Here is a 21,220-nt window from a genome sequence, read left to right on the forward strand (position 1 = left end):
AGAAGAACCAGGATTCTAAGCCTGGTTCTTTTTTTATTTAAGAAAAAGCCAATTTCAAACGGTTTAGCCCATCCATCAGAACGCTGCGTGAACAACCGAGATTCATTCTGACGAAACCTTCTCCGCCAGGTCCGTATTTAGAACCAGGCTCCAATGCGAGCTTCCCTTGATGGATAAGTCGATCCTTGATTTCCTTGTCGGTCAATCCAAGGTCACGGCAGTCAATCCATAAAAGGTAAGAGGCATCCGGATGCATGACATGCAGTGAAGGAATTTCGGCTGCAATGAATTCCTCTGCCACTTTTATATTCTCCTCAATGTAGCCAATCATTTCTTCAAGCCATTCCAAGCCCTCCCGATACGCAGCTTCCATTGCTGTTAAGGCAAAGATGTTAAGACCATGGAAGGCCAGTTTCGTTTGAGCCTTTTGCAAAAGCTTCTGCAACTTTTCATTACTTGTGATCAGGAATGAAGCCTGAAGGCCGGCAATATTGAATGTTTTGCTTGGCGCCATCAATGTAACGGTTATGTCCGCTAATTTTTCTGAAAGCGAGCCGATCGGATAATGCCTTGATGTTGTATGGAATAAATCAGCATGTATCTCATCACTGACGATGACTACATCATATTTTTCACATAGCTCCCCGATCCGTAAGAGTTCATCCTTTGTCCAAACGCGTCCGCCGGGGTTATGCGGACTGCAAAAAAGGAATAGTTTCACTCCGCTTTTCAGCTTGTCCTCAAAATCAGTGAAATCGATCTCAAAGCGGTCATTTTCAATGATAAGGGGACTATTGACCACTTCCCGGTCATTATTTTTGATCATATCAAAAAATGGTGTATAAACGGGAGATTGTAACAATATTTTATCGCCCGGGTTCGTGAATGCTTGGATCGTTGTTCCGATTGCGGAAACTACGCCGGAGCTGAATGAAATCCAATCTTTATCGATTTGCCAGGAGTGCCGGTCTCTAAGCCAGCTTTGAATTTCAGTGAAGACCGTTTCAGAAGGGACGGTATAACCGAAAATCGGATGATTCAAGCGTTCCATCAATGCCTTTTGAATGCCCTCAGGAGATGGGAAGTCCATATCGGCAACCCACATTGGCAGAACATCCTCGCGCCCATATAAGGATGTGAGGAAGTTTTTATCCCATTTTGCAGACCCTGAATTTTCCCTGTTGATTTGTTCTTCAAATATTGACTTGTTCAAAATATCCACCACCGAATAAAATTTGTCGTCTTCGCGAAAAGCCTGTTGTTATGATACTATGATATCATGTTCTTTGAAAATATTGAGCAGGTGATGATTTTATGGATACACAGCAAATGAATTTAGCATTGGTTGCCGTTTTGCAAGAATGGGACCCTTTCAAGATAGGATGGGATCTATATGAGCCGGAAATTGCCGATACGGTCGTAGCAATCCGGAATATAGATGATCCAAAGGAACTGGCGGAAAAGATAAAATCCATTTACGAGTTCTCGTTCGATGAATCCGTTCAGATGGATAAGTGCCTGGAAATTGCTCAAAAGCTGCTGATCATTAAGAATGATGCCAGCTGTTCGATCTAAAGGTGACAAAGGGTGTACCCAGAAATCAGGGGCACCTTTTTTACGGTTTTTTTTGCTCTTTACTCGAGAGTTTTGCTGTTTTACTCGAGAGTTTCGGCGATTTACTCGTGAGTTTACGTTGGGGTGGCCACCCCAAGAAACCCCTTAATTAGTTGATACACTTCTTCCGGTTTCTCCTCTGGAAGAAGGTGCCCGGAATCCTCAATGACAACAAGCTCGGAATTAGGAAGGTCTTCATGGAGCCTTTCGCCAATACTCAAAGGCACCACTCGGTCATGCCTTCCCCAAATAAGCAGGCATGGTGTATGAATACCACTAAGGTCCTCCTTCAACAAATCGATTTCCTTATCTCGAAGCATCCTCCCCAATGCCCGGAAAATATCATGCTTCTTAATGAATGGCCCTAGGTATCCCTGCCGCATTTCATCGTCAATCATCGCCGGGTCATGGACGACATTTTTCAAGTTCTTTTCGATACCTGACTTTTGCAGATACCGTTTTATCCCGTATGAAAAGAAAGGCAGGTAACTGACCATCTTCATTTTTTCCGAATAGCCGGGCTGATAGCCTGAGCCGGCAAGTAGAATGGCATGGTCTGCAAGATCAGGATATGACTTGATGAGCTGCAGGGAAATCTGCCCGCCCATGGAATGGCCGATGATACTGAATTTCCTGATGCCTTTTCCCTCCAAGAATAGAACGACGGATTTAGCGATGTTTCGGAATGAATATGTATATCGATAATCTTTTCCGCTTTGCCCGAATGGCGGGAGGTCGATGGAGATCACATTGTATTCCTTGATTAAATAGGGGACTAATTTACGGAAACTGAAGCTCGATGACAAAAATCCGTGAAGCAGGACAAGGGTGGGGAGAGAATCATCGATTCGGTCATATTCAAAATAGATTTCGATGTCACCCACCCGTTCGACACCTTTGATTGTATGACTTTCCAAAAAAAGCTCCTCCTCCGTTATTGGTCAATGATAAAAACCCATGTTAACCTGAATATTCCAAAAAAGGTCCTTTAATACTGTTGCATAACAGTAATTGTAATAATAACAATGAAAAAATACAATTACTATAACAGGTCACCAGCCAATTTTGATATAATAGTGTAAGTTTATCCTGACAGCATAGGACTTATTAAATTATATTGTCATATAGGTTTTTTAAAAAGTCTAATAAGGTAATTCGTGAGACTATCTGCCAGCCAAACCATCACAGCTAAATTAGTGAATTCCAAAAGGGGGGTTTTCCAATGCACTTGAATGAAGAGGAATTGGAAGTCTTGAGAATCATTGAAAATAACAGCCGGATTGATCTGAAGGATTTGGCTAAAATGACCGATCAATCAGAATCGGACATTGAAATAACATTGAAGAAATTAGAAGATATGCGGGTCATTGTACGTTACTTAACAGTCATTAACTGGGCTAAAGTGGATGAATACCATGGTGTCACAGCGATGATCGATGTAAAAGTCACTCCAAAACGCGGCGTCGGTTTCGATGATGTTGCAAAAAGGATTTACAAGTTCAAAGAAGTCGAGTCCGTTTATTTAATGTCTGGGGCTTATGATCTTTCAGTCATTGTCGAAGGACGTTCGATGAACGAAGTGGCAAGCTTTGTTTCGGAAAAACTTTCGACACTGGATTCCGTCATTTCTACGACGACTCACTTCATTATGAAAAAGTACAAGCATGATGGCACCATTTTTGATCAAACTGAAGAAGATAAGCGGATAGTGGTGTCACCATGATTAAAACGAGTTATGTTTCAAAAACGATTGCAGAGCTTAAACCATCAGGCATCCGCCGCTTTTTCGACTTGGCAGCCAATTTGGAAGGGGTCGTCTCGCTTGGTGTGGGTGAACCGGATTTCGTTACATCTTGGGCAGTAAGGGAAGCGGCGATCAACTCCTTGGAGGAAGGATATACCTCATATACGGCCAATGCCGGATTATTTGAATTAAGGTCGGAAATCAGCTGGTATATGGAGAAGCAGTTCCATGTTTCGTATAGACCGGACGATCAAATCATTGTCACTGTCGGAGCAAGCCAGGCCCTGGATATTGCCCTGAGGACCATCTTGAATCCAGGTGAAGAAGTCATTGTCGTCGAACCTTGTTTCGTCGCCTATGCACCGCTAGTGACCATGGCAGGGGGAATACCGGTCACAGTCCAAACATCCAAGGAAGAAGACTTTAAGTTGACTCCCCAACAACTCGAAGCGGCTATCACACCTAAAACGAAGGCCGTTTTAATCTGTTCACCGAATAACCCGACGGGAACCCAGCTTGGGCAGGAAGAATTAGTGATGCTTGCTGACATCGTTAAAAAGCATGACTTGCTGGTGATTTCCGATGAAATCTATGCCGAACTTGCTTATGATGAGGAATTCACTTCTTTTGCTGCCATTGACGGCATGTTTGAGCGGACAATCGTCATCAATGGGTTTTCGAAAGGGTTTGCGATGACTGGATGGCGTCTTGGGTTCGTTTGTGCACCTAAGGAAATTTCGGAAGCGATGCTTAAGCTTCACCAATATGCGATGATGTGTGCGCCGACCGTTGCGCAGCATGCTGCATTGGAAGCATTAAAGAACGGTATGCAGGATGTGGAAGAAATGCGTCGCAGTTATCGGAGAAGACGAAATTATATCGTGAAATCATTTAACGATATGGGGTTGGATTGCCATAATCCTGGCGGGGCTTTTTATGCTTTTCCATCAATCGAGAAGACGGGGATGACTTCGATGGAATTTGCTGAAAAACTTCTGACGGAAGAACTTGTTGCCGTTGTACCGGGAGATGTGTTCGGGGAAAGCGGTGAAGGCCATATCCGCTGTTCTTATGCATCCTCGATGGAACAGCTTCAAGAGGCGCTTCGAAGAATGGAACGTTTCATGAAGAATCATTGTCAATAAAAGCAAAAAAATAGGGATCCGGCCTTTAGCAGCCGGATCCCTTTCCATAGGGGGAATTAGAAAAAAGAGTTAATCTAATGGATTAACATAGAAAGTGTTAATCATAGTATATCCAGTACCGTGAAAAAAAATACACATACTACGACCCATTTTTTGAATTAAGCTTGTGTATTATATAAAGTATGCATAACTTTCAGAATTTGTTCTTCGCTAAAGTCCTTAGCTGTTCTTAGAATGAGCTCCGCTTTTTTGGTTCCGATTTCGTCAATCAGTTTTTTTATGTCCTCGTCGATACCAGCTGGGTTACCGGTTTGGGCATCTTTCAGGAATTCTGAAGCCGGAATGTCAAGAACGGTGGAAAGCCGTAAAATGGTTTGTGTATCAGGAACCGATTCACCTGATTCATACTTTTCGATTTTCTTCGTGCCGATGCGCAATTTCAAAGCCAGTTCCTGTTGAGTGAGGTTGTGATCTTCTCGGTATTGCCGGATATTCTTCGCGATATTTGACATGGTCAGACACTCCTTTTTCAGGAAATATATTTTTATTATGTAATTATTTTACCATATTATTACTTAGGGGAAGTAACGGAATATGTAGGTTTTGTGAAAAAAATGCCGCATCGATAAATATCGAAACGGCATGTTGAATGTTAAATGAGATTAGTTGACTTAAGGAATACGAGTATGATCATGATCGGCACGATGTAGCGAATCAGGAAGTACCAAAGTTTAAAAAGTGATCGTCCGGAATCAGCGCCTGATTCGAACTCCTTTTGTACCTCGATCCTTTTCATTTGATAGCCGATGAAAAGGGATATGAACAAGGCGCCGACTGGCAGCGCGATATTGCTTGTCAGATAATCAGCGAAATCAAATATGGATAAATTGAAAATCTTCACATCCGAAAGCACCCCGAATGATAATGCGCTTGGAATCCCAATTAAGAAGACTGTGATACCAGCTATCCAAGAAGCCTTCTTACGCTTTGCAGCATCACCCTTTATCATGGCGGCAACGACGATTTCGAGAATGGAGAATGCCGTCGTAAGGGTGGCAAATAATAATAATATGAAGAAAATGAACATGAAGATCCCACCAAGAGCCATTTCATTGAAAACGGCTGGCAACACGACAAATACCAGTCCAGGCCCGCTCGAAGGGCTGAAGCCTAGTGCAAAAACAGCCGGGAAGATGACCAAACCAGCCAGCAAGGAAATGAAGATATTCAGTCCAACTACCGAAAAGGCCGATTTTGTAATATCTTCTTTTTTGCTTAAATAGGACGCGTAGGTTACCATCACGGAAACACCGACACTTAGTGCAAAGAAGGATTGGCCCATTGCCAATAGGATCGTTTCCCCTGTTAATGCGGAAAAGTCCGGCTTCAAGAAGAATTTAACACCCTCCATCGCTCCATCCAGAGTCAAGGAACGGATAAGAAGAATGATGAAAAGGATGAACAAGGAAGGCATCATATATTTATTCGCTTTTTCAATTCCCTTGGAAACGCCGCCTTGCACGACCCAAATGGTAAAGACCATGAATAATAACTGAGCGATGACCGTTTCATAAGGATTACTGATTATCTTATTGAAGAAGTTTCCATATTCTTCTTGAGTCAAGTTTGAGAGGGAACCTGTAAAGCTTCTCGCTAAATAAGAGATGATCCAGCCTCCAACAACACTGAAGAAGGAAAGCAGAATGATGGAAGCGACGACACCGCCATATCCGATCAATGCCCAAGGCTTCCCCGGGGCGATATGTTTATATGCGCTAATGGCATCTTTCTGTGCATTGCGGCCAATCGTGAATTCCGCTATTAATATCGGTGCACCGATAAGCAGGGTGAATAAAATGAAGAGCAGGAAAAAGACCCCTCCTCCATTTAGCCCAGTCATATATGGGAGCTTCCAAATGGCGCCCAATCCAATAGCGGATCCCGCGGCTGCCAGGATGAACCCGAGTTTTGAAGTCCATTGATCTTGTTTTGACATGATGGAAAATCTCCTTTAGATGTAAAAAAAATATCTAGCTGCATATTACTAAATTTTTAAAACATTTTCTCATCTTACTATGATTATGCGGAATTGAATAGTGTTTTAATATTACAATCTTTAGAAAAATGAGTAAATAAATTAAGGGAAATAGAGGTTATTTGCAAATTATTAGGATAAGTTATAAATAAAGATCTTATAATATTTATTATTTCCAAAAAACAAACATTTTTAATGAGTAAAATCCTAAAAAGTATGGTATACTTAACTTTGATTATTTTCCAATTATGTGATATAATTTTTTATTGCGTGAAAAGACGAAAAAATATATATAAAATAGGAGTGTTACCATGTCTGAAAAATTCGAAATTGGTGCGGTAGTTGCTGGTAAAGTAACTGGTATTCAACCATACGGTGCATTTGTTGCTCTAGACGATTCAACTCAAGGTTTAGTTCATATTTCTGAAATTACTCACGGCTTCGTTAAAGATATCAACGAACATTTAAAAGTGGGCGATGAAGTGAAAGTTAAAGTACTTTCCATCGATTCAGCTGCTGGAAAAATCGGCTTATCGATCCGCGCTACAGAAGAAGCTCCTGAGCGTACTGAAGCTCCGAAAAAAGCTCCGAAAAAACGCCAAGCATCTGTTAAAGCGACATCTCACATCGAATCTACTGAAGGTTTCAACACATTGAAAGACAAACTTCAAGAGTGGATTGAACAATCTCAACGCGAAGACTTAATCAAAAAATAATTTTTTTTGAACCGGCCGATCCTTAGATCAGCCGGTTTTTTTGTCCATTGTCATGGCTGGTAGCAGGGCATATGAATGAAATAAAGCCGGGTCATGAGTTTATCCATGGTCCGGCTTTATTTTATCGAACAGAGACATTGTCCATTGTCATGATCTCAACGAGTCGGTTTGGTTTCAGGCTCTCTGGAAATTTCAGGACTTGGTTTGAAGAGAAGACCAAGATTAATGAGACCGGCAATTCCAACCAATCCATAAACGATACGGGCCAATCCAGCATCTTGCCCTCCGAAAATCGAAGCGACTAAGTCAAATTGGAAAAAACCTATTAAACCCCAGTTGATTGCCCCAATTATTGTAAGAACAAGTGCAGTTCTTTGTATTCCACTCATTGTACAGCCTCCTTTTTTGAAAAAATCAGTTCTTTACTTATCATGCTTTTCCATCATGTAAATATACATCTACTCAAAAGTTCCGGGCGGATATTTTGTATTTAAATGGAACATTGGTCATAATGAATAAAAGAAAAACTAGCACTTGGCACTGTCGACAATTCAAAAAAGGAGTCAATGTGTCATAAAGGAGAGATATCCATTGGAGAATTTCACTTATAAAAATCCTACTAAAGTAATCTTCGGGAAAGGTCAGCTTGAAAGCCTTAAAGCTGAAATTCCTGCGTATGGCGATAAAGTTCTACTTGTATATGGCGGGGGAAGCATAAAGAAAAATGGCTTATATCAAAAAGTGGTCAATGTCTTGAAAGAAATCGATGCAGAGGTGCACGAACTTTCCGGAGTTGAACCGAATCCACGCATCTCAACAGTCCGTAAAGGTGTTGACCTTTGTAAAGAATATGGTATCGAATTTGTCCTTGCCGTTGGAGGAGGAAGCGTCATAGACGCTACAAAGGCCATCGTTGCAGGTGCTAAATATGAGGGAGATCCATGGGATCTTGTCATCAAGAAGGCACCAGTCGAAGAGGCCCTTCCATTCGGAACGGTACTGACTTTAGCTGCAACCGGCTCTGAAGCGAATTCCGGATCTGTCATAACAAACTGGGAAACGAAAGAGAAATATGGATGGGGAAGTCCGTTGGTATTTCCGCAATTCTCCATTTTGGATCCTGAAAACACTTTTTCGGTACCGAAAGATCAAACGGTATACGGAATGGTCGATATGATGTCACATGTATTCGAAACGTACTTCCATCCGGAAACGCATGCGCCGCTTCAAGACCGTTTTTGTGAATCGCTGTTATCGACGGTGATTGAAACCGCCCCTAAGTTATTGGAAAACCTGGAAGATTACGAGCACCGGGCCACTATCCTATATGCTGGAAATCTAGCCTTGAATGGGTCGCTTGGGGTTGGTTACAGCGGTGATTGGGCAACGCATAACATTGAACATGCCGTTTCAGCTGTTTATGACATCCCGCATGCAGGAGGATTGGCCATCTTATTCCCTAATTGGATGAAGCATGTGCTCCATGAAAATGTCGCACGCTTTAAACAAGTTGCAGTCCGTGTTTTCCATGTAGATCCGGAAGGTAAAACGGATGAGGAAGCGGCCCTTGAAGGCATTGAAAGACTTAGGGCATTTTGGAGCAGCTTAGGGGCACCGACCAATCTTTCGGACTATGGCATCGATGACTCACAATTGGAAGTCATGGCTGATAAAGCGATGAACAGAGGGGAGTTTGGACGATTCAAAGTCCTGAACCGTGAAGATGTCCTTGCCATTTTACGGGCTTCATTATAAAAAAGTGATATGATCCTTTCTCCCGCCTTGTCAGGTGGGAGATTACTTTATAGTCATAATTCGTTATTTACTTGATCGATTTCTTGATTATGAGAATTACATCAGATAAAGTGAAAGGGAAACTAAAGAATCCAAGGAGGAATTTGAATGGCCCATATTCGTTTCGATTATTCAAAAGCCCTGCCGTTTTTCGGGGAGCATGAGATTACCTATTTACAGGATGCTGTAAAAGTGGCACACCATTCCCTGCATGAGCAGACAGGGGCAGGCAATGAATATCTTGGCTGGCTTGATTTACCCGCCAATTATGATAAAGAAGAGTTTTCAAGGATCAAGGAAGCGGCAGCGAAAATAAAAGAAGATTCAGATGTGTTGCTGGTTATCGGTATCGGCGGATCATACCTGGGAGCACGAGCGGCAGTTGAGATGCTTCAACATAGTTTTTATAACATTTTACCGTCGGATAAAAGAAATGCACCGCAAATTTTATTTGTGGGTAATAATATAAGCTCTACATATATGCAGGACGTAATGGACCTATTGGAAAATAGGGATTTCTCGATCAATGTCATCTCTAAATCCGGTACGACCACGGAGCCTGCACTGGCATTCAGGATTTTCCGGAAACTGCTGGAGCAAAAATACGGTGTTGAAGAAGCTAAGAGCCGCATTTATGCGACCACTGATAAAGAAAAGGGCGCATTAAAAACGGTAGCAACGGAGGAAGGTTTCCAAACTTTCGTCATTCCTGATGATGTTGGCGGACGTTACTCGGTCTTAACGGCTGTAGGACTGCTTCCGATTGCGGTCAGCGGGGCGGATATCGATCAAATCATGGAGGGAGCCGAGCGTGCCAGGACGGACTTCAGTTCTTCCGAGCTAGGTGAGAATCAGGCATACCAATATGCGGCGGTTCGGAATATCCTTTACAATAAAGGGAAAACGATTGAAATGCTGATAAACTATGAGCCTGGACTTCAATACTTCTCTGAGTGGTGGAAACAATTATTTGGAGAAAGTGAAGGAAAGGATCAAAAAGGGATATTCCCTTCATCGGCCAACTTTTCGACTGACCTGCATTCATTAGGGCAGTATGTTCAGGAAGGACGGCGTGACCTTTTTGAAACAGTCATCAAAGTGGAGAAGGCCCGTCATGAAATCTTGATTGAAGAAGCGGAAAATGATTTGGATGGCCTGAATTACCTTACAGGTGAGTCGGTGCAATTCGTGAATAATAAAGCATTTGAGGGTACGCTGTTAGCCCATACGGACGGTGGCGTTCCAAACCTGATCGTAACGGTTCCGCAACTCGATGCTTATACTTTTGGCTACCTTGTATATTTCTTCGAGAAAGCTTGTGCGATGAGCGGATACTTATTGGGTGTAAATCCATTTGATCAGCCTGGAGTGGAAGCCTATAAGGTGAACATGTTTGCTCTTTTAGGCAAGCCTGGTTATGAAAAGAAAAAAGCTGAGCTCGAACAGCGCTTATAATAAAAAAGGCATCAAGCTGGAAATACATCCAGCATGATGCCTTTTTCTCTGTTTGAAAAGCAAAAGCAGTGTCAGGTGAAGAGAAGGAAACTTCACAAAAGCGTAAGGATTGCTTGGAACGCCCATTCCTTTTTCCAATTGAAGGAACAATAAGGCCAGGTTTTTTTTATGGCACTTTGGTTAAGCTAATAGAAAATTAGCGAAAGAGGTTTTATACAATGATTAAAATTTCTTCTCAATTGGAAGGGAAAACATTCGGTTTGTTCGATCTGGAGACGAAGTTAAAACCGGAAGGATATGCGATTGGCGGAGGATGGGATTATGACCACGGGTCTTTTGATTATAAGATTGATGACAGTGATGGCTACCAATTCTTGAGAGTCCCTTTCAAGGCTGTTGATGGTTCACTCGATCAGGACGGGGTAATGGTCAAACTCTTACAGCCGTTTTTGTTATCTCATAAGTACGAGGACGGGATTGATGATGAAGGAAATATCGGAAACCTCTCCGCTTCCTTCAATCAATTTGCCGAGCCTGAAAATCCGGATGCCGAATTTCCGGAAAACTATATCTCATTAGGAAAGACGCTTGTCCGGGATTTGGAAAAGCTTTTATTACATTAATCATCAATGATGATTAGAGTGTCATCACGATGTATGATTACATCTCCGGGGGGCTTGATTAAGGTCTTGCCTCCTGAAATGATGCCGACCAATAAAATGTCTTGATCGAATAGCTTAACGTTCAGCTGTTTAAACGTCAATTCCACCCAGTCATCCTGGATGGGCAGCTGTTTGAGGCTCAATCCATCCCGCTCATTTTGTTCTCTGGCTTCCGTTATGATCCCCTTCGATAAGCAATCCTGCATATATTCACTCGCGAATTTATTCGTTTCGACTATCCCGTCCGCTCCAGCCCGTAAAGCATTTTCCTTTTGTTCATGCGTCAATATTTCCACAAGACAATACACATGCGGATTCAGCCCTTTGACGGCCAGTAACGTTAAAATCGAGAACATATCCGTTTGCAGCTCGTCTTGCTTAAGGTCAGCCGTAATAAGGACGCGAATGGCTTGTTTAATATTGGCTTTCTGCAAAACGGAATCCAATGTAGCTTTTCCTTGGATAAAGTGGATATTCGTCCTTGGAAGCGGGTGCTTTTGCAGTGTATCATCGATAAGGACAATGGATTGATGGTGCTTACGATCATGAATGTTTTGGATGATTCTCTTGGAACGGCCATTCCAGCCCACAATGATAATATGTCCGCCGCCGCCGAATACTTTCTTTCCTGTTAGAAATTGCTGTTCATTGGATATGGAAATTTTAGCGATGTACGCAAAATAAGAAGTAATCAGGCCGGCCCCTGACAAAATGAGGACCATCCCAATGATTTTGCCAAGATTGGTCACGGGAGTGAAATCTCCATAGCCGACCGTTGACATCGTCACGATTGCCCACCAGATGCCATCAAGTAAGGTGGGGAATCTCTTCGGCTCCACAATGTGGATCAAGACCCCGAATGATAGTAAAAATAATGCGATGATGGAAAGCAATCTGATGAAACGCGGAAATCTGGGAACGGTGCTGATGTATGGACCGATTCGAATCATTTTTTTCACACCCTTTGAGCTGTTCCTTATAGTATGGTCAAAAAAGGCTTGGCTCATAAGGGTCCGGACAGACAAACTTTGAATGATGAATATCGGCATCTTGCCTATCGAATTATAGTAAATGATAAAAGCCCTCCGGAAGATGTCGGAAGGCTTTTGGTGCTGAGTCACGTATCCTGAATGGACTTCATGCTCGATGATTGATTATATGCCCGTTTGAGCTTCGGTATTCCTTTATCTTTTCTTAAACCCTTCTCCGTACGTTGAAGTTATCACTGATGAGCAGCCAGTTTTGGGGGAAGGCTAAGCCGAGCTTCCAATAACTCATTCCCCTTAAGTTCAATTCTTTGAGTAAATCGAATTTTGCCTGAATCGATCTGGCATCTTCAAACCACACCTCATGCTTCCTATCCTCAATATCGGTATAATTGAAGTGCGGGGCCTGTGCGGTTTCATCATACTCGATGGAAACATCATTGTCCGCCGCAATCTGGATGGCTTGCTGCGGACTCACGGCCCTTGCAGTGGATCCCTGTACAAAAGGCAGGGTCCAATCATAGCCATATAGATTTTGCCCCATCATGATCTTGTTGGAAGGAATATCGGTGACGGCATATTCGAGAACATCCCGAACAGGTCCAATTGGTGACACTGCCATTGGGGGTCCGCCGCTATATCCCCATTCATATGTCATGATGATGACGAAGTCGACGATTTCACCATGTGCTTTATAGTCATGGGCCTCATACCAACGGCCTTTTTGCTCAGCACTTGTTTTAGGGGCCAGTGCCGTGGAAATGAACCATCCTTCCTTCTTGAAGCGATCCCTGGCTTTTCGGAGAAATTGATTATAGGCTTCTCTGTCGGCTGGGCGTAAATACTCAAAGTCAAAGTGGATATCGCGGAAACCATATTTCTTTGCCGTTGTAACGATATTGTTCAGGAACTTATTCTGAACGGAAGTATTCGTTAAGATGATTCGCCCGAGCTCATCGCTGAATTGGTCATTCTCCTGATTCGTGATCACCATCATCAGGACATTTTTATTTTCCCTGGCGATGGCAGGGAATTCATTGAGCAATGGCTCTTTTAAGGAGCCGTCTCGTAGCGCCTGGAAGCTAAAAGGGGCTAAGTAGGTTAAATAGGGTGCTGCTTCCCTGGCGGCCGTCTCAAGGGCCGGTGCAACCGTCGTACCCCTTGGCTCGACATAGCCGTTGAATTCGGCGGTCCTTTTCCTCCGAGCTGGAATATAGAGCCGGTATCCAACGGATAGGATTTGATTTTCGGAAATGCCATTTATATTTGCCAATTCTTGAACAGGGACATCAACCCTTTGGGAAATGGAATAAAGACTATCACCCGGTTGAACGAAATAATAACTGCCGACGATTGGAATGACAAGGGCCTGCCCCGAAACAAGATTATTTGGGTTAGGGATCTTATTTGATTCAACGAGCCTGTCAACGGTTACGCTGTATGTCTGGGCGATGCCATATAACGTCTGGCCTGGCCTAACCACATGTATTTGCAATTCTTTTCCCTCCTACTGAAAGTTTCCTAACAGTTTATGAGCATAAAATGGAATTCATGATAAAGAGCTAAGGATTGTGAGAAACACAGATGAAAAAATACAATAAATTGGCAATAATAATTTAAGCCTAAAATGCTAATTAATATTAGTAGGAGGTGAAAACACATGGCAAACAACAATAACAGCAATCAACTAGTAGTAGCTGGTGCAGAGCAAGCTCTACAACAAATGAAAAATGAAATCGCTAGTGAATTTGGTGTAAACCTAGGTGCTGACACTACTTCTCGCGCTAACGGATCTGTTGGTGGGGAAATCACAAAACGTTTAGTGCAAATGGCTGAGCAACAATTAGGCGGATATTCTCGTTAATTAACTGAATAAAAATGGATTAGAAAGAGAAGGAGCATCGCTCCTTCTCTTTCGCATTGTTCAGCTAGTTGCCTGCCTTGCCTTTAAAATCTTGATTGCCCTTTCAGGGAAATCGGTCATGATAACGTCGACACCCAACTCTGCGAGCCTGACGATGTCGGCTTCATCATTGGCGACCCAAGGCCGGATTTTATATCCAAGTTTTTTCGCTTTTTCATTAACTGCTGGAGTCAGGCTGTTTTTATCTGGATGAAAACCCGACTCTTTTTTATCACGTAAGATTTCTTCGAAGTTTTCAGGTAGTCCCTCGAACAATAATGCACGTTCAAGATCTGGGGCAAGCATCTTCACTTTTTCAATGGATTGATGGTTGAAGGAAGAGAGGATCACCCGATTTTCCATTCCATATTGACGAATTAAATCAATGATCTTCTGTTCAATTCCTTTGTAAGCGAGTTTATCCGTTTTGATTTCGATATTCATCAATAAAGCATTTCCCATAGCCCAGTCGAAAACGTCCATTAAAAAAGGAATCCGCTCCCCAAGGAATTCATTGGAAAATTTACTCCCGGCGTCAGCCGTTTTCAGTTTTTGTGCCGAATGATCTTGTACATAACCTGTAAGGGTGGTCGTTCGATCAAGTGTTTCGTCATGGATGATGACCAATTCCCCGTCAGAACTGAGGTGGACATCGAACTCGATCCCCTCTGCCCCGATTTCTGCCGCCTTTTGAAATGCTGCCATGGTATTTTCAGGATGCGTACCCTTGGACCCTCTATGGGCGAAAATCAATATGTTTTGCAAAATCATCACTTCCCCTTTAAACTTTATCTTGAACCCTATCATACATGTACGCTTGAATTGTTTCAGCAATGTTTAATAGACAATATTTTAAACAACGAGTAAAATACATATGATATTTCCATAAATAGGTGTTCGAATTATGAGGTGAATAAAATGAATATGTGGGAAATTTTTGTTGCAGTTATCCTTGGTCTTGTAGAAGGATTAACTGAATTTGCTCCTGTATCGTCTACAGGGCATATGATTATCGTTGATGATTTATGGCTGAATTCGAAAGAACTTTTCGGGAGTGAAGTGGCCAATGCCTTCAAGGTGGTTATCCAGCTTGGTTCGATACTCGCCGTTGTCGTGCTCTTCTGGGGACGATTCATGGACTTGCTTGGTTTAAGGAAGCTGAAAGGCACATCGGCTGTGAACGGCCAAAAGCTTAACCTATTGCAGATCATTGTCGGATTGTTGCCGGCGGGCGTTTTAGGTCTATTATTCGAAGATTATATTGATGATCATTTATTTACGATGAAGACGGTTATCGTCGGATTGTTCTTAGGCGCATTTTTGATGATTGCTGCGGATAAATTCCGTCCAAAGCTGACTGCAGAGACTGTTGACCAAATCACTTATAAACAGGCCTTTGGTGTAGGGTTAATTCAATGTTTGTCACTATGGCCGGGATTCTCACGTTCAGGCTCGACCATTTCAGGTGGAGTGCTTTTGGGTATGAGCTATCGGGCGGCTTCCGATTTCACATTCATCATGGCAGTGCCGATCATGGCTGGTGCCAGCTTGTTGAAAATCGTGAAATACTGGGAAAGCTTCACACCTGAAGTTCTGCCGTTCTTTATTGCAGGTTTCATCAGTGCATTTATCTTTGCATTATTCTGTATCCGCTTTTTCTTGATTTTAATCAATAAAGTTAAATTGACTCCTTTTGCCATTTACCGGATAGTCTTGGCGGTTGTGCTTCTATTCATTATTTGGTAATACGAAATGAAGCTTGAAAGAGGAGAGTGACCACCCCGTCGATGCGGGGTGGTTTTTTTTTGTGTCCGAAAATAGGCAGGATTCCCATGAAATTCATGACGAATGATAATTGGGTTTTTGAGTTTTTAATTCGTTATTATTGAGTTTAATATCAATAATTCCTTTTATAATAAAAAAATATTCGGTTTTTAGTGTAGTTCCAGACATAATTAGTAAAAAAAATATAAATGTAATAAAGCTCCCTGAGCGTAATGGTACCAACGTGTTTGGGTATTTTTTGTAATATTCAAATGATTACATAAACTATTTCCGTATAATTTATATGATATAATTTTAGTATAAATAAAGTACATGTGTACACCTGGGGAGGACAACATGAGAAATGACCAATTGAAGAAAACGATTGGCTTTTGGGTTGGAACATCTATTGTAGTTGGAACAGTTATCGGTTCTGGTATTTTCATGAGACCTGGTGACGTGCTTGAGTTAAGCGGTAATTCAACCATGGCTTTGTTAGCTTGGCTGATAGGCGGTCTGATTACCCTTGCAAGCGGGTTGACGATTGCAGAAGTGAGTACACGGATTCCTAAAACGGGCGGCTTATATGTCTATATGGAAGAAGTGTACGGTAAAGCATGGGGATTCCTATGCGGCTGGGTTCAGACATTGGTATACGGACCTGCAGTCATGGGCGCACTCAGTTTATACTTCGGGTTATTAGTTGCAGGAATATTTAAGATCGCTTCAAGCTACTCTTTGGCGATAGGGATTCTTACGATCGTATTCATAGCAGGCATGAACTTGCTGGGTACAAAATACGGCGGTATCATCCAAACCTTATCAACCGTTGCTAAATTGATCCCAATTATTTTCATAGCGGTGTTCGGTATCGCACAAGGTGATATGCCTGTATTCAATGTCGATAGTGAAAGTTCAATGAAAATCAGTATGGCCGGTGCGATTTTGGCTACGCTCTGGGCGTATGATGGCTGGATGAATGTCGGCTTCATGGCAGGGGAAATGAAAAATCCGCAGAAAACGCTGCCGCGGGCAATCATAACGGGATTGGTCGTGGTCATGGTCGCTTACTTGGGTGTGAATCTTGCCATGCTTTCTGTATTGGGGGCGGAGGGAGTCATAGCGCATGGTACGAATGCAGCGAATGTTGCGGCAACGCTTTTATTCGGTGAATTTGGCGGGAAATTGATATCGATCGGAATTGCGATTTCAATCTTCGGTTGCTTGAACGGAAAGCTTTTGACCTTTCCACGCATTACCTTGGCGATGGCGACTGATAAAATGATGCCAGGCCATAAACAAATCGGAAAAATATCGCCCAAGTTCAAAACGCCTATAAATGCGACGGTATTGCAAGTGATCATTGCAATCATCATGATGGTTGCAACAGACCCTGACAAACTTACCAATATGGCCGTATTCTCTGTCTTCTGTTTTTATGGATTAGCTTTCTTTGCGGTCTTCATCTTACGCAGGAAAGATCCGGATGCAAAAACGTATAAAGTGCCGTTTTACCCATTCATCCCCATCGTGGCGATTGCTGGCGCAATATACATTGTTTTAAGCACATTAATCCAAACACCTTTAAATGCCCTGTACTCTGTGATCATCCTCATTATAGGTATGCCAGTGTATTGGCTCCTTAAGAAAAGTGAGCGGGATGGTAAACGTTCATATTAATGAAAAACCCTTCACTGCGTGCAGTGGAGGTTTTTTTTATAAGTTGCTGGAATGAAATTTTCCCGTTGGACAAAAGTGGTGAAATAGACAACTCGGGAAGTTCGTATTAACATAGGGGGGAAGTTAAATAGTGAAGGGTCTGAACAAAAGTGAATTATATCGAGCCTGCTGGTAAATCATTCAGGAAAACAATCTTGGCTTTATTTCTTGGTAGCTTTGTAACGTTTGCGGATCTGTATAGTACCCAACCGGTCATTCCGGTTTTCGCAAAGCAATTCGGAGTCTCTCCTGCAATGGCAAGCCTTACATTATCTTTCGCAACTGGAACGCTTGCACTCTGTTTATTGCTTGTTTCTTTTTTCTCAGAAAATATCGATAGGAAAAAAATAATGGGGACGGCGCTCACCTTGTCTGCATTGTTATCCATATGTGTCAGCTTCATCCAGGATGATCTATACATCCTAATTGCTATACGGGCGATTCAAGGAGCCGTGCTTGCAGGTTTCCCGGCAATTGCGATGGCCTATATCAATGAAGAATTTCATCCGAAAAGCCTTGGCTATGTGATGGGAATCTATGTGAGCGGTTCGAGTATCGGGGGATTGGCTGGCAGGCTGATTGTCGGCGTGCTGACCGACCATTTCTCGTGGAACATAGCGATTGGAAGCCTTGGGGCTTTAAGTTTGATCATCAGTCTGGCCTTTTGGTGGATGCTTCCGCCTTCACAGCATGCCGTCCGCGCAGGAGTCTCTTTGTCGAGAATCAAAACCTCCCTGATCAATAACTTAAGGAATAGCGGACTAGTACTCTTATTCGGCATGGCCTTCCTATTAATGGGCTCGTTCGTTACTGTTTATAACTTTGTGGGTATACCTTTAATGGGACCGCCATATCATTTATCACAAACATTGATTGGCTTCATTTTCATAATCTATCTTGTGGGGACATTTAGTTCAACATGGATGGGAAAGCTCGCCGATCAATATACTCGAAGGATTGTACTTCTTACCGGAATCGCTATTATGCTGATGGGCGCCCTTTTAACCCTATTGGATCCGCTTTTGCTGAAAATAATGGGGCTTGCACTGTTTACATTTGGCTTTTTTGGAGCACATTCAATTGCGAGCAGCTGGGTCGGAAGCTTGGCTGATAAGAGTGAAAAGGCACAAGCATCCGCTTTATATCTCCTGTTTTACTATGCGGGATCAAGTATAGTGGGGGCATCAGGCGGTATATTCCTGATGAAGTTCGGCTGGGGAGGGGTCATCTCGGCTGTCTCGATCCTGATCATCCTGGCTGCCGCTTGTGTGGTGATGGTTGAAAAGAGAATCGTTAAATAAAATGATCTTTTCTATCATGTTTTTCCGGAATGCTGAATATAATCTAGTGAAAATGGATATTGAATAATAGATTGATAAGAGAAGAGGGTAATAGATAGAGTGAATCGAAAAGCAGTAATTCTCATTGGGTTAATAGCCGTTTTAATTATATTATTCGTTGTATACTTAACAAGTCCGGGCAGATTGGAAAAGGTGGAGATTGTTGAAAAATACTATCCTCATTTCTCCGATGGCAAGGCAGTCGGTTTTAAGACGAACGAAGTCATTGATGTTACGGAAACCGAAGAGGGATCCAATTGCGCAATGAAATTCAGCAATGGGAAAACGTTGGAAATTGATTGTGACCGTTATTTAACATACAAAATTGATGAAACAGTCTATATTACCACTGAAGGAAACCATGTGAAGGAAATCCGGAGAAAAAGGTAGTGGCTTTTCAATAGTTAATGACGGGAGAGCTGAGATTGCTTAATACAACAAACTCAGCACTTTTATTTTATCCAATGAAAAAACCCAGACCATTTTGGACTGGGTTTTTTCATTTTTTATCTGTGCTTTTACTTTTAGCCTTTTTATTACGCCGTAGTACATCCAAGATTCTGCGGCTGTTATTTTTACTGTTTATGAGTTCTACTAAATCGCTCATGTTTTCAGATTCGAAGTCTTGTTGATCTTTTTTCATGATAATCCCTCCAATGTCATATAGCATAATACCCTTATAAAGAAAAGGGTAAACGTCTATTATCATATTGGTAATAGAAGGATGTTATATCCTTAACCATTCATTATTTGATAAAATGTGATAAAAGCCCTGTATGGGAGGTCTACATGGAAGAATTAAGAATGATCGGTGAAAAAATTGAAAAATTTAAATATATCTTAGTGGAGCATATCGAGTTGTTTGAAGAAGAGGAACCGCTCTATGATTTTGAAACCAGTAAAGAGGTACGGTCAAAGCTTATTCAAATTCATGCTGATGCCTTGATTCATGGAAAGGCACAGGCAATGGAAAGTATGAAAATAACGGGTATGGAAATAGGTAAGCGCATCGTGGATATGGGGATTCCTTTAGATAAGAATATTGAGGAAGCTCAGCTTGTGCGTAACCTTTTCTGGAGTTTCATTGAAGAAGAAGTAAGCAATCGCTATTACTCGATTGAAATTCTGCTAAAGGCAAGCTCGATAATTGATGCAATCCTGGACCAGTTCATACACTGTGTGAGTATCAGTTACGTGAATCATTATAAAGAAATGGCGAAAATGGCAAACGATTCTTTGCAGAAGATAAAAGAAAACCAAGAAGTCATGGAAGAATTGTCCACCCCGATCGTTCAGACCGTATTAAAGGATGTGCTGCTCCTACCGTTGATCGGACGAATTGACGATTGGAGAATGGAGTCGATGCAATCGACGGTACTGCAAAAATGTGCAGATCTGCATGCGGAAGTACTGATCATGGATTTCTCCGGAATTAACTTTACGAAGGAAAGCAATATGCTCTCCCTGTTGGATCAATTAGTGGGGGCACTGGCGTTGATGGGTACGGAAACGATGTTTGTCGGCTTTGCCCCTGATGCCGTGAAAGAGATCGTCAAACTTGATTTCGCAAATCAGGTAAAAGCCTTCCTATCATTCAGGCAGGCACTGGAATATCTGTTTAAACAAAGAGGGCTGGCTCTTCAGCCAGTATGATGGAGGTATCCTATTTTAGGGTATCTTTTTTCTATGTCATGTAGTTCCCAGGAAGCTTTCATACTTTATCGTCCATCGATATTTCTTCATGATATAGTTAATGGCGTAAGGGCATGTTGATTTTCATTTAAGTAAAGTGAATAATGTAAAGCGTGTAAGGAAGGTGGACGAAGAGTGTTTTTTAAGAAAAATGAAGAACCTGATCATAACGAAAAATGGTATTGTGTAGGAATCATGACGGATAAAGGGTTGGAGGACGAAGAATATGATATTTTGTCCAAACGCATCCTCGACTCGGTCCAAAATGTCTCGGTCATATCGGACTTGGTAAGGGTCGAATGGGATCGGGATAAATTGCGAGCCTTGAACGAGCGTTTTCGGGACCCCTCATTTTCCGACCCATGTTTTATCATTAATGAATTCATACCAGAGGATATAAAAAAGGAAAGAAAACTTCTCGAGAAAACTCATAAATGGAAGAGGCTACTTGGTCTCCTTTCCGTGATTGAATACATGGAAGCCGAGACGAAGGCGGCCCATGACTTTGATAAAGCTCTCTTTTATACTGACGATGCAGATAAAGTCATTGAATACATTATTGCAAATAGCTAGAATTCCCTGCCACATCGATACATTGTATCGGTGTTTTTGCATTTGATTTAATGTTTATCGGAGCAATTTCGCGGTAGA

23 protein-coding genes are annotated in these 21,220 nt (G+C 42.1%); 14 read left to right on the plus strand and 9 right to left on the minus strand.

Going from position 1 to position 21,220, the window contains the following annotated elements; all coding sequences use genetic code 11:
• Positions 1 to 37: 37 nt before the first annotated feature.
• The gene (locus LQ188_RS05455) at positions 38 to 1,213 is read right to left on the minus strand and encodes a PatB family C-S lyase (RefSeq protein ID WP_230176214.1); all 1,176 of its coding nucleotides are present in this window, start codon (positions 1,211 to 1,213) and stop codon (positions 38 to 40) included.
• A 101-nt stretch (positions 1,214 to 1,314) separates the two neighbouring features.
• Here LQ188_RS05455 and LQ188_RS05460 point away from each other — a divergent pair, with 101 nt between their 5' ends.
• The gene (locus tag LQ188_RS05460) at positions 1,315 to 1,575 is read left to right on the plus strand and encodes a DUF1871 family protein (RefSeq protein ID WP_101223607.1); all 261 of its coding nucleotides are present in this window, start codon (positions 1,315 to 1,317) and stop codon (positions 1,573 to 1,575) included.
• A gap of 113 nt (positions 1,576 to 1,688) precedes the next feature.
• On the opposite strand, the gene LQ188_RS05465 is transcribed toward LQ188_RS05460, so the two are convergent.
• Positions 1,689 to 2,531 carry an alpha/beta hydrolase gene (locus LQ188_RS05465; protein ID WP_101223606.1) on the minus strand — a complete coding sequence of 281 codons (843 nt, stop codon included), beginning with the start codon at positions 2,529 to 2,531 and terminating at the stop codon, positions 1,689 to 1,691.
• Between the two features lie 305 nt (positions 2,532 to 2,836).
• On the opposite strand from LQ188_RS05465, the gene LQ188_RS05470 reads away from it, so the two are divergent.
• Together LQ188_RS05470 and LQ188_RS05475 are read left to right on the plus strand one after the other, a co-directional pair.
• Entirely contained in the window at positions 2,837 to 3,337 is a 501-nt protein-coding gene (locus LQ188_RS05470; protein WP_101223605.1) for an Lrp/AsnC family transcriptional regulator, read from the plus strand.
• Positions 3,334 to 4,503, plus strand: coding sequence for an aminotransferase (locus LQ188_RS05475; protein ID WP_230176215.1), 1,170 nt, complete (start codon positions 3,334 to 3,336; stop codon positions 4,501 to 4,503). Before LQ188_RS05470 ends, LQ188_RS05475 begins: the two co-directional genes overlap by 4 nt.
• 158 nt (positions 4,504 to 4,661) lie before the next feature.
• Here LQ188_RS05475 and LQ188_RS05480 read toward each other — a convergent pair whose 3' ends face one another.
• Both LQ188_RS05480 and LQ188_RS05485 read right to left on the minus strand, forming a co-directional pair.
• On the minus strand, positions 4,662 to 5,015 hold the full coding sequence (locus LQ188_RS05480) for a helix-turn-helix transcriptional regulator (protein WP_101223603.1): 354 nt from the start codon (positions 5,013 to 5,015) through the stop codon (positions 4,662 to 4,664).
• Between the two features lie 140 nt (positions 5,016 to 5,155).
• A complete protein-coding gene (locus LQ188_RS05485; RefSeq protein ID WP_230176216.1) occupies positions 5,156 to 6,499 on the minus strand; it encodes a sodium-dependent transporter in 1,344 nt (447 codons plus the stop codon).
• 350 nt (positions 6,500 to 6,849) lie between these two features.
• On the opposite strand from LQ188_RS05485, the gene yugI reads away from it, so the two are divergent.
• Positions 6,850 to 7,254, plus strand: coding sequence for a S1 domain-containing post-transcriptional regulator GSP13 (yugI, locus tag LQ188_RS05490; RefSeq protein WP_063234086.1), 405 nt, complete (start codon positions 6,850 to 6,852; stop codon positions 7,252 to 7,254).
• Positions 7,255 to 7,409: 155 nt separating this feature from the next.
• On the opposite strand, the gene LQ188_RS05495 is transcribed toward yugI, so the two are convergent.
• Positions 7,410 to 7,643, minus strand: a complete 234-nt coding sequence (locus tag LQ188_RS05495; protein WP_063234087.1) for a DUF378 domain-containing protein — start codon at positions 7,641 to 7,643, stop codon at positions 7,410 to 7,412.
• A 202-nt stretch (positions 7,644 to 7,845) separates the two neighbouring features.
• Here LQ188_RS05495 and LQ188_RS05500 point away from each other — a divergent pair, with 202 nt between their 5' ends.
• The 3 genes from LQ188_RS05500 (at position 7,846) to LQ188_RS05510 (ending at position 11,126) form a co-directional block, all read left to right on the plus strand.
• A complete protein-coding gene (locus LQ188_RS05500; RefSeq protein ID WP_230176217.1) occupies positions 7,846 to 9,009 on the plus strand; it encodes an iron-containing alcohol dehydrogenase in 1,164 nt (387 codons plus the stop codon).
• Positions 9,010 to 9,156: 147 nt separating this feature from the next.
• Positions 9,157 to 10,503: a glucose-6-phosphate isomerase gene (locus tag LQ188_RS05505; RefSeq protein ID WP_101223600.1), complete on the plus strand. Its 1,347-nt coding sequence runs from the start codon at positions 9,157 to 9,159 to the stop codon at positions 10,501 to 10,503.
• A gap of 218 nt (positions 10,504 to 10,721) precedes the next feature.
• Positions 10,722 to 11,126: a YugN-like family protein gene (locus LQ188_RS05510; protein ID WP_230176218.1), complete on the plus strand. Its 405-nt coding sequence runs from the start codon at positions 10,722 to 10,724 to the stop codon at positions 11,124 to 11,126.
• Here LQ188_RS05510 and LQ188_RS05515 read toward each other — a convergent pair.
• Positions 11,123 to 12,115, minus strand: coding sequence for a potassium channel family protein (locus LQ188_RS05515; RefSeq protein WP_230176219.1), 993 nt, complete (start codon positions 12,113 to 12,115; stop codon positions 11,123 to 11,125). The two genes, LQ188_RS05510 and LQ188_RS05515, sit on opposite strands and share 4 nt — an antisense overlap.
• A 244-nt stretch (positions 12,116 to 12,359) precedes the next feature.
• Complete coding sequence (locus LQ188_RS05520; RefSeq protein WP_101223597.1) at positions 12,360 to 13,646, minus strand: glycoside hydrolase family 18 protein; 1,287 nt, start codon at positions 13,644 to 13,646, stop codon at positions 12,360 to 12,362.
• Positions 13,647 to 13,811: 165 nt separating this feature from the next.
• Between LQ188_RS05520 and LQ188_RS05525 the strand changes: the two genes are divergently transcribed.
• Positions 13,812 to 14,015, plus strand: coding sequence for an alpha/beta-type small acid-soluble spore protein (locus tag LQ188_RS05525; RefSeq protein WP_057278019.1), 204 nt, complete (start codon positions 13,812 to 13,814; stop codon positions 14,013 to 14,015).
• Between the two features lie 60 nt (positions 14,016 to 14,075).
• On the opposite strand, the gene LQ188_RS05530 is transcribed toward LQ188_RS05525, so the two are convergent.
• Positions 14,076 to 14,825 (minus strand): glycerophosphodiester phosphodiesterase, encoded by a 750-nt coding sequence (locus LQ188_RS05530; RefSeq protein WP_230176220.1) that lies wholly within the window; start codon positions 14,823 to 14,825, stop codon positions 14,076 to 14,078.
• Positions 14,826 to 14,972: 147 nt separating this feature from the next.
• Here LQ188_RS05530 and LQ188_RS05535 point away from each other — a divergent pair, with 147 nt between their 5' ends.
• The 4 genes from LQ188_RS05535 to LQ188_RS05550 all read left to right on the plus strand — a co-directional run bounded on the left by LQ188_RS05535 (position 14,973) and on the right by LQ188_RS05550 (position 19,267).
• Complete coding sequence (locus tag LQ188_RS05535; RefSeq protein ID WP_101223595.1) at positions 14,973 to 15,800, plus strand: undecaprenyl-diphosphate phosphatase; 828 nt, start codon at positions 14,973 to 14,975, stop codon at positions 15,798 to 15,800.
• 375 nt (positions 15,801 to 16,175) lie between these two features.
• A complete protein-coding gene (locus LQ188_RS05540) occupies positions 16,176 to 17,498 on the plus strand; it encodes an amino acid permease (RefSeq protein WP_230176221.1) in 1,323 nt (440 codons plus the stop codon).
• A gap of 149 nt (positions 17,499 to 17,647) precedes the next feature.
• Positions 17,648 to 18,838 (plus strand): MFS transporter, encoded by a 1,191-nt coding sequence (locus LQ188_RS05545; protein ID WP_230176222.1) that lies wholly within the window; start codon positions 17,648 to 17,650, stop codon positions 18,836 to 18,838.
• A gap of 99 nt (positions 18,839 to 18,937) precedes the next feature.
• Positions 18,938 to 19,267, plus strand: coding sequence for a hypothetical protein (locus LQ188_RS05550; RefSeq protein WP_101223592.1), 330 nt, complete (start codon positions 18,938 to 18,940; stop codon positions 19,265 to 19,267).
• A gap of 109 nt (positions 19,268 to 19,376) precedes the next feature.
• Here LQ188_RS05550 and LQ188_RS05555 read toward each other — a convergent pair whose 3' ends face one another.
• The gene (locus LQ188_RS05555; RefSeq protein WP_230176223.1) at positions 19,377 to 19,520 is read right to left on the minus strand and encodes a hypothetical protein; all 144 of its coding nucleotides are present in this window, start codon (positions 19,518 to 19,520) and stop codon (positions 19,377 to 19,379) included.
• A gap of 146 nt (positions 19,521 to 19,666) precedes the next feature.
• Between LQ188_RS05555 and LQ188_RS05560 the strand changes: the two genes are divergently transcribed.
• A complete protein-coding gene (locus LQ188_RS05560; protein ID WP_230176224.1) occupies positions 19,667 to 20,530 on the plus strand; it encodes an STAS domain-containing protein in 864 nt (287 codons plus the stop codon).
• Between the two features lie 174 nt (positions 20,531 to 20,704).
• Positions 20,705 to 21,142, plus strand: coding sequence for a hypothetical protein (locus tag LQ188_RS05565; protein ID WP_230176225.1), 438 nt, complete (start codon positions 20,705 to 20,707; stop codon positions 21,140 to 21,142).
• Positions 21,143 to 21,220 lie beyond the last annotated feature (78 nt).

Origin of the sequence: Peribacillus sp. Bi134 (assembly GCF_918698065.1) — a bacterium.
Classification (GTDB): domain Bacteria; phylum Bacillota; class Bacilli; order Bacillales; family DSM-1321; genus Peribacillus.

Coding starts and splice junctions, on each gene's coding strand:
- LQ188_RS05460 (WP_101223607.1), top strand. CDS start 1,315: ATGGATACACAGCAAATGAATTTAGCATTGGTTGCCGTTTTGCAAGAA.
- LQ188_RS05470 (WP_101223605.1), top strand. CDS start 2,837: ATGCACTTGAATGAAGAGGAATTGGAAGTCTTGAGAATCATTGAAAAT.
- LQ188_RS05475 (WP_230176215.1), top strand. CDS start 3,334: ATGATTAAAACGAGTTATGTTTCAAAAACGATTGCAGAGCTTAAACCA.
- LQ188_RS05480 (WP_101223603.1), bottom strand. CDS start 5,015: ATGTCAAATATCGCGAAGAATATCCGGCAATACCGAGAAGATCACAAC.
- LQ188_RS05485 (WP_230176216.1), bottom strand. CDS start 6,499: ATGTCAAAACAAGATCAATGGACTTCAAAACTCGGGTTCATCCTGGCA.
- yugI (WP_063234086.1), top strand. CDS start 6,850: ATGTCTGAAAAATTCGAAATTGGTGCGGTAGTTGCTGGTAAAGTAACT.
- LQ188_RS05495 (WP_063234087.1), bottom strand. CDS start 7,643: ATGAGTGGAATACAAAGAACTGCACTTGTTCTTACAATAATTGGGGCA.
- LQ188_RS05505 (WP_101223600.1), top strand. CDS start 9,157: ATGGCCCATATTCGTTTCGATTATTCAAAAGCCCTGCCGTTTTTCGGG.
- LQ188_RS05510 (WP_230176218.1), top strand. CDS start 10,722: ATGATTAAAATTTCTTCTCAATTGGAAGGGAAAACATTCGGTTTGTTC.
- LQ188_RS05515 (WP_230176219.1), bottom strand. CDS start 12,115: ATGATTCGAATCGGTCCATACATCAGCACCGTTCCCAGATTTCCGCGT.
- LQ188_RS05525 (WP_057278019.1), top strand. CDS start 13,812: ATGGCAAACAACAATAACAGCAATCAACTAGTAGTAGCTGGTGCAGAG.
- LQ188_RS05530 (WP_230176220.1), bottom strand. CDS start 14,825: ATGATTTTGCAAAACATATTGATTTTCGCCCATAGAGGGTCCAAGGGT.
- LQ188_RS05535 (WP_101223595.1), top strand. CDS start 14,973: ATGAATATGTGGGAAATTTTTGTTGCAGTTATCCTTGGTCTTGTAGAA.
- LQ188_RS05540 (WP_230176221.1), top strand. CDS start 16,176: ATGAGAAATGACCAATTGAAGAAAACGATTGGCTTTTGGGTTGGAACA.
- LQ188_RS05555 (WP_230176223.1), bottom strand. CDS start 19,520: ATGAAAAAAGATCAACAAGACTTCGAATCTGAAAACATGAGCGATTTA.
- LQ188_RS05560 (WP_230176224.1), top strand. CDS start 19,667: ATGGAAGAATTAAGAATGATCGGTGAAAAAATTGAAAAATTTAAATAT.